At 68.8% G+C, this 13,358-nt stretch carries 8 protein-coding genes; 3 read left to right on the forward strand and 5 right to left on the reverse strand.

Going from position 1 to position 13,358, the window contains the following annotated elements; genetic code table 11:
- Positions 1–4 precede the first annotated feature (4 nt).
- Entirely contained in the window at positions 5–223 is a 219-nt protein-coding gene (locus tag TA3x_RS11015) for an MbtH family protein (protein WP_435021134.1), read from the reverse strand.
- Between the two features lie 631 nt (positions 224–854).
- The gene (locus TA3x_RS11020; protein WP_435021136.1) at positions 855–4,862 is read right to left on the reverse strand and encodes an Ig-like domain repeat protein; all 4,008 of its coding nucleotides are present in this window, start codon (positions 4,860–4,862) and stop codon (positions 855–857) included.
- A gap of 291 nt (positions 4,863–5,153) precedes the next feature.
- Here TA3x_RS11020 and TA3x_RS11025 point away from each other — a divergent pair, with 291 nt between their 5' ends.
- Both TA3x_RS11025 and TA3x_RS11030 read left to right on the forward strand, forming a co-directional pair.
- The gene (locus TA3x_RS11025) at positions 5,154–6,977 is read left to right on the forward strand and encodes a M61 family metallopeptidase (protein ID WP_435021138.1); all 1,824 of its coding nucleotides are present in this window, start codon (positions 5,154–5,156) and stop codon (positions 6,975–6,977) included.
- 65 nt (positions 6,978–7,042) lie between these two features.
- Positions 7,043–7,897, forward strand: coding sequence for a DUF1801 domain-containing protein (locus tag TA3x_RS11030; RefSeq protein WP_435021140.1), 855 nt, complete (start codon positions 7,043–7,045; stop codon positions 7,895–7,897).
- 144 nt (positions 7,898–8,041) lie between these two features.
- Here the strand turns inward: TA3x_RS11030 and TA3x_RS11035 are convergent, their stop codons facing one another.
- On the reverse strand, positions 8,042–9,382 hold the full coding sequence (locus TA3x_RS11035; protein WP_435021142.1) for a leucine-rich repeat domain-containing protein: 1,341 nt from the start codon (positions 9,380–9,382) through the stop codon (positions 8,042–8,044).
- 158 nt (positions 9,383–9,540) lie between these two features.
- Positions 9,541–10,995: a hypothetical protein gene (locus tag TA3x_RS11040; protein WP_435021144.1), complete on the reverse strand. Its 1,455-nt coding sequence runs from the start codon at positions 10,993–10,995 to the stop codon at positions 9,541–9,543.
- 214 nt (positions 10,996–11,209) lie between these two features.
- Between TA3x_RS11040 and TA3x_RS11045 the strand changes: the two genes are divergently transcribed.
- Positions 11,210–11,770: a PepSY domain-containing protein gene (locus TA3x_RS11045; RefSeq protein ID WP_435021146.1), complete on the forward strand. Its 561-nt coding sequence runs from the start codon at positions 11,210–11,212 to the stop codon at positions 11,768–11,770.
- A gap of 213 nt (positions 11,771–11,983) precedes the next feature.
- Here TA3x_RS11045 and TA3x_RS11050 read toward each other — a convergent pair whose 3' ends face one another.
- Positions 11,984–13,018 carry a DUF1559 domain-containing protein gene (locus tag TA3x_RS11050; protein WP_435021148.1) on the reverse strand — a complete coding sequence of 345 codons (1,035 nt, stop codon included), beginning with the start codon at positions 13,016–13,018 and terminating at the stop codon, positions 11,984–11,986.
- Between the last annotated feature and the right edge of the window lie 340 nt (positions 13,019–13,358).

A 13,358-nucleotide genomic window follows, 5' to 3' on the forward strand; every position in this document is an offset into this window, starting at 1 on the left:
GAGATCAGGCGTCGTCGCCCGCTTTCCGCCGCAGGCTGGCCGGCGTCATGTCGGTCCAGGTGGCCTCGACGTATTCCAGGCACTCTTCCTTCGTGCCGACCTTCCCCGCGTCCGCCCAACCGGCCGGGTTCTCCCGGTCGAGGAACCAGAGGGAATACTGGCCTTCCTCATTGACCACCACCTTGTGGGTGGGGGCCGCACTGGCGGGATGGTCCGTCGTCATGAGGCTGGTGCTCGTCTGGGAGACCGCCCATCGCCGGCGTTTCGGGGCCGGGGGATCGGGGCTCGCAGGGGTAGATGTCGAGGTGTGACGCAAGCGATGCCCCCGCGTCATGCGGGGCGAGGCGGCGGGAGTCCGGGGATGCGGGGCGGGCCATCGACGCCGGTCGACATGCCGTGATCGTAGGGGTCGAGTCAATCCGCCCGGGTCCGGGGGACGCCCTTCGAGTGGCCGCGCCAGGGTCGGGCCGCCTGGGGCGGGATCTTCACGGGGATTACAGGTCTCCTATTTTATGGAGCTTCGCTATCCCGTAAGGTAATTAAAATACCTCCCATTCCCCAGGCCCGTCAAGCGTACTGATCGATCGTCTACGCTCGAATTTTCACAATAGGGGATTTACCCTGACTGATCCCAGGTTGAAATCAACGGCCGACGCGATCGGTCGTCGCGACGTGCCGGGCCCTTCATTGGGGGATCGTATGCGGGGCGGGGGATGTCGGCGGATGAGGTGGCGGGGGGGAGTGCCGGGGTAGGAGGCGAGGCGGGCCGGGAATTCGGCCCGGCCTCGGGGGTGGGAGCCGTCGCGATGAGATCGGGGCCTCATCGCGGCGGCGAGATCGGTCCGGCGGGGGGCTCAGTGGGATGGCGGGCCAAGGATGGGGATCTTGCCGGACACCCCGTAGAATTCGTCGCTGGCCAGGATCCCCTCCTGGACCTCGGCGGCCGAGCCGTCCGGGTCGGCGAGGATCCCTTCCCAGACGGCCGATGACGGGTCGCGGCGGCGGCCCAGGTAGTAACGGTAGAGGTCGTCCAGCACGAGGTCGATCGTCTCCGGGGCCGCGACGATCCCGGCGACCAGCGACGCCCGGCTGGCGCCCGCCGCCAGGGCCGCTTTCTTGTCCGCCATCCCGACGTCGTCGGCCGACCGCCTCAGGACGTCGCCGTAGAGATTGTGGATGAACTCGGCGTCGTCCTGGCGGGCCGAGAGATATTCCTCCGAGGACAGGATGCCCGCGATGACCGACGACTCGGACGCCCCGGCCAGCAGGGCGTCGACCCAGTGTTGCGCCCCGGGGTCAACGGCCCGATTCAGGTAATCCCAGTAATACCCCTTGACCTGATTGGCGCGGTGCTCGATCGAGCGGACGAACGCCGAGGAGACATCCTGGCGGGTCATGCCGTTGAGCAGGCCGCCCACCCAGTTCCCCACCTCGAAGTCGCTGCCCGCGCGGCCCAGCACGTTCCGGTAGAGCGACCGGACGAACGTCGCGTCCGGGCTCTGGTCGAACGCGTCCGGGTCCGGGGCGGACTGGACGCCCACCACGCTCGCCAGGCTCGAGTCGAGGCCGTCGAGCACGCCGACGGTCTGGGTGCCGGCGGTGGGGAGCACGATCGTGAATTCTCCCCGGCCCTGGACCAGTTCGGCGTCGGCGGGCAGGACGGCGGCCGGATCGGACGAGAAGAAGCGGATCGGCCAGGTGTAATCGAACACGCGGTTGCCGAAGAGGTCCTGCGCGGTGACGACCGCCCGCAGCGGGCGGCCCGCGATACCCGGCTCGACCGCGATGTCATACTTGGCCACCTGGTTGGCCCTGACGTTGATGACGATCTCACCCGTCAGGATCGGATCGGAGAGGCCGGACAGGTCGGAAACGATGATCCGCTGGTCACCGGCCGTCGTGAGGCCGGCCAGGAACGTCCCGACCCCGCCGAACAGATCGACCGTGTTCTCATAGCGGATATTCCCGGAAGTTGAGTGGATCGTGAGCCTTCCGCCGAAATCGGTCAGGCGGTTGCCGGCGGCGTCCACGGCGGTCACCGTGTAGGTCTGGACGAGCCCGGCGAGGACCGACGTCTCCGTCGCCGTGATCCGGAAACCGGCCGGCGCCGGGGTCACGTCGACCCGGCTCGTGGCCGAGAACCTCCGCACCGCGAACTGGTCCCCTTCGGAGACGAGGAGATCGCCCATCGCGCCGACGGCCAGCGAGTGGGCCGGGCCGAAGGGCGCCAGAACGCCCGACCCGTACCCGCCGGGGGTGCGGGAGAACCGGGCGACGGTCGAGATGATGCCGTCGGGCGACACGCGGCGGATGGTGGCACCATCATCGTCGGTGAAGTAGAGGTTGCCCCAGGCGTCGACCGTCGGTCTGGAGGGCCGGTTCAACTTCGCGGAGGTGGCCGGCACCCCATCGGCCGTGGTGCCATTCCCGAAGGCCCCGGCCACGGTGGTGATGATCCCGTCCGGCGAGACCCTGCGGATCAAGGCGTTGCCGGAGCCGGCGATGGTAGTGCCGGCGATGTAGAGGTTGCCCGCCACGTCCATCGCCAGGTCCGCCCCGCTGTCGAGGTGCGACGAGGTGGCCGGCACGCCGTCGCCGGGACCGCCCGGGTGCATCGTGCCGGCATAGTCGGAGTAGATGCCGTCCGGCGAGAGCCTGTTGATATAGCCGTACAGGGCGTTCTGGATGTAGAGGTTGCCGGCCGGATCCAGGACGAAATGGCCGATGAAATCGATGGGCAACGTGGACGGCGAGGCGGGCGTCAGGGCGATCCCGTTGCCAACGATGGTGCGGATGATCCCGTCGGGCGAGACCTTGCGGATCGCCCCGTTCCCGGGGTCGGCCAGGTAGAGGTTGCCCGCCGCGTCCACGGCCAGGTCCCGGAGGTCATTGAACCGGGCATCGATCGCCGGCCCGCCGTCGCCGGAGTTGCCGGGCGCCCCGGTGCCCGCGATGCGGGTGATGACGCCACCCGGCGTGATCCGCCCCACGGAGAGGCCGCCGCCGGCGATGAAATAGATGTTCCCCGCCGCGTCGGCGACCATCTCCCGGGGCGCCCCGCCGATGGTCAGCGCGTCGATGGATCCCGCGAGGCCCGGCAAGTTGATCCGGACCGTGTTGAAGTCGCTCGCCGCGTCGACCCCCTGCCGGTCCGGCAGGAATCGGGAACCCCCGTCGTACGAGACGGAGAGCTGGTGCGAGCCGATGCCGAGGGTGGAGACGGCCAGCGAGGCCGACCCGTTGACTACCGCCACGGTGCCCAGCACGGTCGACCCGTCGCGGAACGTCGCCGTCCCTTCGTCGACGACCCCGGCGACGCTGGTGACGTACGCGGTGAGCATCAACTCCCGGCCGGCGTAGAGCGACGTGGCCGACGTCGAGAGCCTGGCCGTGGTCGCGGACGGGGTCACCGTAACGTCCGTGGTCGCGGAGACCATCCGGACGGCGTTGGCCGACGTATCGGCGAAGTAGAGGTTGCCGATCGCGTCCTGCGCCATGCCGCGGATGAGCTGGAATTGGTCGCTGCGGCGCCCACCGCCATCGGTGATCGACCAGGCGGTCGCGATGGTCGAGAGGGTGCCGTCGGGCGAGACCCGGCGGATGGCCTGATCCCCCGAGTCGGCGAAGTAGATGGTGCCCGATGCATCCACCTCCACGCCGGTGATCTTGGTCAACTCGACGGAGGTGGCCGGCATCCCATCGATGCCCTCGTAGTAGAGGATGGGGACCGGGCTGGGCGGTGCTCCGTTGCCGGCGACGGTGGAGATGATGCCGTCCGGGCCGATCTTGCGCACGACGCGGTTGCCGGTATCGGCGATGTAGACGTTGCCCGCCGCGTCGGCCGCGACCGCAAACGGCCGAGCCACGAGGGCCGCCGTGGCCGGCCCGCCATCCCCGGTGTAGCCGACCTCGCCGAGCGTGCCGGGAGTCGTCGTCGGAATCCCCGCGATGGTGGAGATGATCCCGTCGGCCGACACCCTGCGGACGATGTTGTTCCAGTACTCGGTGAAATAGAGGTTGCCGGCCGCGTCCACGGCCACGCCTTGCGGAGCGTTCAACTGCGCGGAGGTGGCCGGCCCGCCGTCCCCGGAGAAGCCGGCTCTGCCGTTGCCGGCCACGGTGGAGATGATGCCGTCCGGGCCCACCTTGCGCACCGAGACCTCTCCGTCGGAGAGGAACAGGTTGCCCGCCGCATCCACGGCCACGCTCAGCGGGTAGTTGATCGGGGCGGCGGTGGCCGGCCTGCCGTCTCCCCCGGATCCGGGGATGCTGATGTCGAAGGAAGTCCCGTTGCCGGCGACGGTGGAGATGATGCCGTCCGGGCCCACCTTGCGCACGAAGCGGTTGGAGGTGTCGGCGATGTAGACGTTGCCCGCCGCGTCGACGGCGACGTCCGAAGGATGATTCAGCAAGGCCGAGGTCGCGAGGCCGCCGTCGCCGGCGTATCCGGCCGCCCCGCCGCCGGCGATGGTCCGCACCGGGCTGTTCGGCCGCACCTCGGTCCGGCTGGCGAGGTAGTCGCCCCCGCCGCTATAGGTGGCCGAGAAACGGTGCGTGCCGATCGCCAGCGAGGTCGTGGTCAGGCTGGCCTGGCCATCGACGACGGGCACGGTGCCGAGCACGGCCGACCCGTCGCGGATCGTCACCGATCCCCCGGTGACGGGAATGTTCGTATCCCTGCCCAGCACGATGGCGTTGAGCGTGAGGGATTGGCCCAGGCCCACCAGCGGGTTCGAGGCTTGCAGCGCCATGGCCGTCGGGGTGGCGCTCATCACCACGCGCGATTCCAGGTTCTCCAAAATCGCGGCGATCGAGGCCCGCCTCGCGGTGCGCGGGCGGCGGCGGGTCGAGAGTTCCATCATGGGGGGTCGACTCGTTGGGGGGGGCGGCTCGATGGTGATCCGGCGCGGCTCCGCCGTCGGATGATTCGGATCGGGTGTCGAGCTTGGGTGGGTGATTGAACTCAATGGGGTCGCCGATTTCAACCCCTGACCACATGAATGCATCGGCAGGCTTCACCCATCCGGTCGAGATTGCCCCCGCTTTGCGGACACCGACGGCGGGTCGTCCCCCCCGGCCGGATCGGTTAGACTGCTCGGGCCAGCGACGACGCCCGCCGGGACGACCCCGCCGAATCCCCATCCGAGGTGCCGATGCCCCGCCTTTCGCCCCTGCTCCTCGCCTTCTTCTGCCTGCCGGCGATCGCCGGCGCCGCCGAGCCGATCCGCTACGCGGTGCGGTTCCCGGCCCCGCAGACCCACTATGCCGAGGTCGAGGCCGACGTCCCCACCGACGGCCGCCCCGACGTCGAGCTGATGATGCCGGTCTGGACGCCCGGCTCCTACCTGGTCCGCGAGTTCGCCCGCCACGTCGAGGCGGTCGCCGCCAAGGGGCCGGACGGCAAGCCCTTGGCCGTGGAGAAGTCCCGCAAGAACCGCTGGAAGGTCGCCACCGGCGGCGCCCCCCGGGTGACGGTGTCGTATCGGGTTTATGGCCGCGAGATGGGGGTCCAGACCAACTGGATCGACGCCGGCTTCGCCCTGCTCAACGGCGCCCCGACCTTCCTGACCCTGGCCGACGGCGGGGCCCGGCCCCACGAGGTCGCCCTGGCGCCCCCGCCCGGCTGGCTCAAGAGCTTCTGCGCCCTGCCGTCCCCGGCGGCCCACCGCTTCGTCGCCCCGGACTACGACAGCCTGGTCGACTCGCCGATCTACGCCGGGAACCCGGCCGTCTACGAGTTCACGGTCGACGGCAAGCCGCATTTCCTGGTCAACGAGGGGGAGAACGGCATCTGGGACGGCCCGAAGGCGGCGAAGGACGTCGAGGCGATCGTCCGGGCCCAGCGGGCATTCTGGGGCTCGCTGCCCTATGATCAATACATCTTCTTCAACATGCTGACCGAATCCAGCGGCGGCCTGGAGCACAAGGCATCCACGGTGCTGATGGCCAGCCGATGGGCCACCCGCCGCCGCGCCGATTACCTGGGCTGGCTCAAGCTGGTGTCGCACGAATTTTTCCACACCTGGAACGTGAAGCGGATGCGCCCGGTCGAGCTGGGGCCGTTCGACTACGAGAACGAGGTGGTCACCAAAAGCCTCTGGATCGCCGAGGGGCTGACCAGCTACTACGGCGACCTCCTCGTCCGCCGCGCCGGGCTGTGTACGTCGGATGAATACCTCGCCGGCCGGGCGGTCGGGGCGGCCGGCGAGGGTGACACCGCCAAGGGGGACATCCAGAACCTGCAGGACACCCCCGGGCGCGGCGTGCAGCCTTTGGAATCGGCGTCGGCCGACACCTGGATCAAGTTCTACCGCCGCGACGAGAACACGCCCAACACGGCGATCAGCTACTACACCAAGGGCTCGGTGGTCGGCTTCCTGCTCGACGCCGAGATCCGCCGCGCCACCAAGGGGGCCAGGAGCCTGGACGACGCGATGCGGCTGGCCTATGCCCGCTTCTCCGGCGCCAGGGGGTACACCCCGGCCGAGTTCCGCGCCGTGGCCGCCGAGGTGGCCGGCACCGACCTCGCCCCCTTCTTCCACCGCGCGTTGGAGACGACCGATGAGCTGGATTACGCCGCCGCGCTCCAGTGGCAGGGCCTCCGCTTCGCCCCCGAGCCCGCCCCCAAGGAAGGGAAGCCGGTCAAGGCGTGGCTCGGCCTGGAAACCAAGGCCGAACTCGGCCGCCTGAACGTGTCGGTGGTGAAGCGCGACACCCCCGGGTATGCCGCCGGCTTCAACGTGGGCGACGAGATCGTGGCCATCGGCGACGACCGGGTGCTCCCCGAGCAGTGGTCGCGGCGGATGGAGCAGTACCTCCCCAACGAGAAGGCGTCGATCCTGGTCGCCCGCCGCGGCCGGCTCCTCCGCCTCGACGCCACCTTCGGCCGCGAGCCCGCCCCCCGCTTCAAGCTGGAGCCGGACCCCGCCGCGACCGATGAACAAAAAGCCCACCGCCGCGCCTGGCTGGGGGAATGATGTCCGAATGGGTCGCCCCTCATGATGCGGGGCGGCCGTTCCTCTCCGACCCGAAGGGATCGACGATGGCCCAGAGCACGGAGGCGTCGAAGACCACCCGCAAGCCCCGGACGAGCGGGGCGGCCGAGCCCATCCCCGACGAGGCCGACTGGCGCGAGGCGACCCTGTCCCGGATGCGGGCCCTGATCCTGGAGGCCGACCCCGGGATGGTCGAGGAGATCAAGTGGCGGAAGCCGTCCAACGGGATGGCGGGCGTCCCGACCTGGTCGCACGACGGCATCGTCTGCACCGGGGAGACGTACAAGCAGGCCGTGAAGCTCACGTTCGCCCGCGGCGCCAGCCTCCCGGACCCCTCGGGCCTGTTCAACTCCGGCCTGGACGGCAACGCCCGCCGGGCGATCGATATCCGCGAAGGGGAGCAGGTCGACGCCCCCGCGTTCCGGGCCCTGATCCGGGCCGCCGTGGCCCACAATCGCGATAAGGCGAAGCCGGCCGAGCTCGCCGCGGCACCGGCCGGCCCGGTCAAGCTCCTCTCGGGCGGCAACCCGCAGATCGCCAAGGCCGACGGCGACGCCCCGGTGCAGGCCTACATCGCCGCCATGCCCGGCTGGAAGCGCGGCGTCGGCGAGCGCCTCGACGCGATCATCACGCGGGCCCTCCCCGACGTCCGCAAGGCCGCGAAGTGGAACTCCCCCCTCTACGGCGTCGAGGGCCAGGGCTGGTTCCTCGGCTTCCACTGCCTGACCAAATACGTCAAGGTCGCCTTCTTCCGGGGCTCGTCGCTGCAACCCCTCCCCCCCGGCACCTCCAAGAGCGCGGACACCCGCTACCTCGACATCCGCGAGGGCGATGAGATCGACGAGGCCCAGCTGGCGGCCTGGGTGCGCCAGGCCGCCTCGCTGCCCGGCTGGACCCCCTGATGCAGGCCTGGGGCCATCCTCCGAGTCGATCGCCACGGCCCCCGATCGGTTCGGCGACGAGCTCCGGCATCCGGCCGCCCTCGCCCTGACTCGGCGCGACGATCGGGCAGGGCGATCCACCGGCCTCGGATGAGCGACCTTCGATCACCGGGGACCTTTCGGGGCCGGTCTCGATGGAGGCATAGGGGATGGGTGGGGCACGTCCAGGGCGTTGGACAGCTTGACGTAGTCCGAGGGGTCCGAGGGGTTCACGTTCTCGACGCCCACGGTCAATTTGTCGCCGGGGGCGAGCCCGATATTCGGGATGGCCAGGTCGTATCGAGTGCCGGTCGTCGCCTCATTAGGGCTGAACCACCTCACGTAGAAGGCATGGCCGTTCTGCCGCACGATGAGGAGATAGCTGCCGGAGGGGCCTGTGCCCGCCGGGCGGTTTTTCCCGTTCGGCTTGATATCGATCACCGGGCGTCCGTCCGGACGAGGCGGCGCCTTGGAGATGGTGAACACCTTGTCGGCGGCCTGGCCGGGGACCAGATCCTGAGTCAGATGCGAATGCCTCGGCTTCCGCTTTCCGGGGAAGATCCGCGCCATCGCGGCATCGATATCCTCGATCTGATTGGCATCGATGGAGAAATAGTCCAGGCCGACCAGGTTCCGGATCTCGTCCGGCAGCGATCTCAGCTTGTTGTGGTCGAGCGTGAGCGATTCGAGGCGGGGCAAGAATCCCACCCTGGGGCTGATCGTCTCGATCTCGTTATCCGACAGATAGAGTGCACGGAGCGACGTGAGGGCGTAGACGACCTCGGGGACCGCTGTCAGGCGGTTCTCGATCAGATTGAGCGATTTCAGTCGTTTCAGCCCGGCGATGGAGCGAGGCAAATCGGCCAGGTGATTGGACCGAATCCCCAGGGTTTCGAGCCTGGATAGGGAGCCGATTTTCCCGGGGATCGATCGGAGCTGATTGGCCATCAGGTCGAGATCGGTGAGTTCGGAGAGCTCGCCGATGCTCTCGGGGACCTCGATGAGGCTATTCATCGCCAGGTTCAGCTTGCGCAGTCGTTTGAGTTGGCCCACTTTGGAGGAGACCGACTCCAGCCCGTTATTCGACAGGTCGAGCTCGACCAGATCGGTCAAGCCGTAGATGGCCTCGGGAAGTTCGGGCAGGTCATTGGAAGCGATAACCAGCTTTTTTAGCCCGTCGAGCCGGCCGATCTCCGGGGGGATCGAGCGAAGGCTTGACGGGAGATTCTGCAGGGACGTCTTCTTTCCGTAGAGCTTCAGTTCAACCACCCTGCCGTCCCGCTGGACGGCAACTTTCGAGACGGGCGTCCCCGCGAGCCCGTTCTCGTCGAGCAAGCGGCGGACGATCCTGGCGTCATCGGAAGTTTCCTGACCATCGGACGCCGCTTGCATGCGTCCTGCGACGCCGATGCTCGGGGATGTTATGACGCCGATGAGCACCATCAGGAAAGCACGTTTGCCGTTCAAGTCCGTCGTCTCCGGGGGGGCGGGTCGTCTGGGGGGGCAGCAGAGGAAACAACGATGTCGATCTTCGCGTCTCATCCCGATCCCGGCAAGCCAGTCCGAGGATGCCATCGGTGCTCAACGAGGCAATCCCTCCGGCCAGCCCGCCGGGCGGGCCGCTCTCACGGCTTCGCCGCCCCGCCCGGGGCGGGCTTGAGCGACCGGAGCAGGTCGAGGATCGTCGCCTCGATCTTGTCGGAGGCGGCGACCTCGACGCGGTTGGTGCCCAGCCAGGTCTCGTAGCCGCCGAGGGCGTGCTGGCGGGGGGTGGGCAGGTAGCCGTAGGATCCGCCGGCCAGCTCGATGGTGAAGGTGCGCGGGAACGGGCTGGCCTTCTTGATCGCCAGGCCGGTCTCGGCGAAGGTCTCGAACGGGATCGCGGCGATGGCCAGGTCGCCGATCCGCACCGCCTGGAGCGGGACGTCCACCGTGGCCGGGGCGTCCACCAGCGAGAGGACGCGGGTGGCGTAGGCCCGCTCGTTGCCGTGGACCGGCTTGGCGCCCTCGGGCTTGGCGAGCATCGACTTGGCGTATTCGACCTGGGCGGGGGTCGGGATCCGGTTGGCCAGGGTCAGGTCTTTGCGGGCGGCGGCCAGGGGGGCCTGGCGCGTGTAGGTGATGGAGGGCAGGGCGCCGAAGACGGCGTCGGCGACCTCGCCGGCCACCGCCTCGATCTTGGCGTAGGGGGGCATGGCGGCCGTGGGCTTGGAGCGGTAGTCGACGTTGTTGCAGTCGCCGCTGGTGCCGTTGGTCATGATCCCCACGAACGGAGGTTCGAGCCGCTCGGCGTCGAGCTTCCGGGCGATGTGTCGGGCGAATGCGGCGAAGTAGTCGGCGGAGATATGACCCTGGGGGACGCCGCCGATGTAGTGGAGCGAATAGTTGGCCATCAGGGCGATGGGACGTCCCGAGGTCGAGCGGATGGAGACGAATGAAACCTGGGGGTCGGTCGGCCCGGCCGGCTCGGAGAGCCCGGGGCGGTTGTACCCGGGGTTCATCATGGCCGTGTCCTGCTCGCCGAACGGGTTGAGCGGCGGCTTCGATCCGGGCTGGAACAGCCAGCGGCGGTTGAACACCTGGTTCGGCACGTCGACCGAGCCCCAGCCGATCTCGGCGGGCTCGCGGTTGTTCCAGGCGCGGCGGATCCCGTCGGCGATCCGGCGGGCGACGAAGCGGTGGTAGTCGGTCATCTCCTTGCCGGGGTCGGGCAGGCTGATCCACCCCGCCGAGGTCGCCGAGTGGGTGTGGGTGGAGGCCAGCAGCAGGTGGGCCTCGGGGATCCCGATCTCCTCGCGGACCAGCCGGCGGGCCTCGTCCAGCACCGGCCGGCCGATGCCCAGGTTGTCGCAGATCGCGAAGGCCAGGATGTTCGTCCCGTCGTCCAGGACCACGCAGCGGGCGTGCAGCTCGTCGTGGACGTGGGTCGCCACGGGCGTCCCGAAGTTGCCGATGATCAACTGGCCCAGCGGCGGCGTGATGTTGCTGGTCGCCGCCCCCGCGCGGAACACCTTCTCCTCGCCGCGTGCGGGATGGGCGGCCAGGACGGACACGATCGTGAGCAAGGACCAGAGGCGCATCGGCGATTCTCCTAAGGAACTGGGTCAGGACGTCGGCATCGTATCCCGCCCGAATCGGCGGCGAAACCCTCTCGCCGGGCCGCCGAGGCCCGGATCAATTCCTCCTAATCCGGCCCATGCCCGGCCCACCGGCCTCGGTTATGCACGTCCTGATGGAAGGCCACCGATCGATGGCCCGGTCCGCATCCCAACCAGGGCTCCGAGGAGAATCGCCATGAAGTTCGCCATCCTGTCGCTGGGCCTGCTCGCCGCCGCCGGGGTCGCCCGGGGCGACGACGAGGAGAAGGTCGCCCTCGAAGACCTCCCCAAGGCCGTGCTCTCCGCCGTGAAGGAGAAGTTCCCCGAGGGGAAGCCGACCTCGGCCGAGAAGGAGACGGAGGACGGCAAGACCAAGTATGAGGTCGTCGTCGAGGATGGCGGTAAGACCGTCGAGGTTTCCGTCTCCCCCAAGGGGAAGGTCACGGAGTCCGAGACCAAGATCGACCCCAAGGACCTCCCCGCGGCCGTCACCGCCACCCTCGCCGCGGAATATCCGAAGGGCAGGATCGCCAAGGCCGAGAAGGTCGTGAAGTACGGCAAGAAGAAGGACAGGACCGGCTACGAGGTCGCCATCGTCGGCGAGGACAAGAAGGAGGTTGAGGTCAAGCTCAACGCCAAGGGGAAGATCCAGGAGGCCGAGGAAGACGAGGAGGATGACGCGAAGCCGGGCGACGCGAAGAAGGAAAAGGACGGCGCCAAGGCCGAGGAGCCCGGCAAGGCGAAGGACAACGGCTGACCTTCCCGGCCCACTCGCCGGAGCGGCGTCCCGCGGTCGCCGGGGCGCCGATCATGAAGTTCACATCGCCGCGCGGCCATGCCCGTCGTCCTCCGCCGCGGGCGGCCGCCGGGCGAGGCCGGGACGTAACCAGACCTCCGGGGACCGGATCGCGCGGGGCGTCGATCGGGCCGGAGGTCGTGCGAGTTTCGGGAGGGAGGGCGGACCCGGGCCTCAGAAGCTGTCGGCGCTGATGACCTCGCCGCCGGCCTTGGTGCCCAGGCTCCAGTACGTGTCCATGCTGATCGTGCTCTTGATGAAGCGCACGCTGCCGTCCAGCAGGAGGAAGTTGCAACCGCCGGGATGGTTGCTGGTCGCGTTGGTGACCGTGGAATTCGCGGCGTAGGCGCCGGCGTTGGTGCAGGACCCCCAACGATACTGGGTGGAACTGGGCGGGGTCACCGTGTTGAACAGGGTGACGGCCTGGCCGCCGGTGGCCCAGTGGTTCCCCTTGTTGTTGAAGGACTCCGCCTTCGTGGGGGGCGTGATCCGGTAGCCGATGGCCTTGTCGGTGCACTTCTGCAGGAGGTTCATGACCGCCGGGCCGTTGGCCTTCACGTCGACGAAGCGGTTGCCGCCGGCGGCGCCGACCTGGGTGATCGTGTTCCGCCACACCTCGGCGTCCCACACCGTGGTGCCGACGAGGCCCTCGCCGAAGCCGATCGTGTTGGACAGGCCGTCCGTGACCGCCGAGATCGTGCAGGCCACGGCGTTGTGCTGATTGGTGTCGTAGCCGAAGGGGCCGGAGACGACCGGGTTGGTGGGCAGGGTGCTGGACCCGCTGCTGCCGAAGTAGCTGTTGGAGCCGGTGACGCCGGCCGAGCCGTCGGAAGGGCAGTAGAACGCGCTGATCTTGGTCTCGAAGGCCGTCTCGTTGACCGGGTACTCCGGCTTGAAGAAGAAATTGCAGGCGTTGTAGACCGCCTGCCCCTCGATCTGGCCGAGCAGCTGGGCGTGGACGCTCCACGGGTTGCCGCCGTAGTTCGCCGGGGGGGTGTTGATGGCGACGATCGCCCCGAGCGGGAACGAGCCGTTGGCGCTCTCGTAGTTGTGCAGGGCCAGGCCGATCTGCTTGAGATTATTGGTGCACTGGATGCGCCGGGCGGCCTCGCGGGCCGCCTGCACGGCCGGGAGCAGCAGGGCGATCAACACGGCGATGATCGCGATCACCACCAGCAATTCGATCAGCGTGAAACCGCGACGACGCATCAAATCAATCTCCTTCGCGCCGAGACCGAGCGAGGCCGAGGCCCCACGGGGGGGCTTCGCCATTTCCGGTCGCGATAGTCCTAAAGCATTAAAGCATATCACCATCGACCCGAAACGGCAATCGCAACGGGGCGGCGTGCCGGGCCGCCGCACCCGGGGATTGGTGATTTATGGAGGGTTTGTGGGAAAAATGCATCATCGTGGGAGGACGCAGTCCAAACCTTCGGGCGGCGGGCCCGGCGGACGCGCAAGTCCTTGAGATGATCGGACTGGACCGGGGCCGACCCCGCGAACATCCCGAGAATGGCCCGCATCCCCGGGGGCCGATGGAGGCCATCGG

Source organism: Tundrisphaera macrotermitis (genome assembly GCF_051175315.1).
Taxonomy (GTDB): domain Bacteria; phylum Planctomycetota; class Planctomycetia; order Isosphaerales; family Isosphaeraceae; genus Tundrisphaera.

Coding starts and splice junctions, on each gene's coding strand:
- TA3x_RS11020 (WP_435021136.1), bottom strand. CDS start 4,862: ATGATGGAACTCTCGACCCGCCGCCGCCCGCGCACCGCGAGGCGGGCC.
- TA3x_RS11045 (WP_435021146.1), top strand. CDS start 11,210: ATGAAGTTCGCCATCCTGTCGCTGGGCCTGCTCGCCGCCGCCGGGGTC.
- TA3x_RS11015 (WP_435021134.1), bottom strand. CDS start 223: ATGACGACGGACCATCCCGCCAGTGCGGCCCCCACCCACAAGGTGGTG.
- TA3x_RS11040 (WP_435021144.1), bottom strand. CDS start 10,995: ATGCGCCTCTGGTCCTTGCTCACGATCGTGTCCGTCCTGGCCGCCCAT.
- TA3x_RS11050 (WP_435021148.1), bottom strand. CDS start 13,018: ATGCGTCGTCGCGGTTTCACGCTGATCGAATTGCTGGTGGTGATCGCG.
- TA3x_RS11030 (WP_435021140.1), top strand. CDS start 7,043: ATGGCCCAGAGCACGGAGGCGTCGAAGACCACCCGCAAGCCCCGGACG.
- TA3x_RS11025 (WP_435021138.1), top strand. CDS start 5,154: ATGCCCCGCCTTTCGCCCCTGCTCCTCGCCTTCTTCTGCCTGCCGGCG.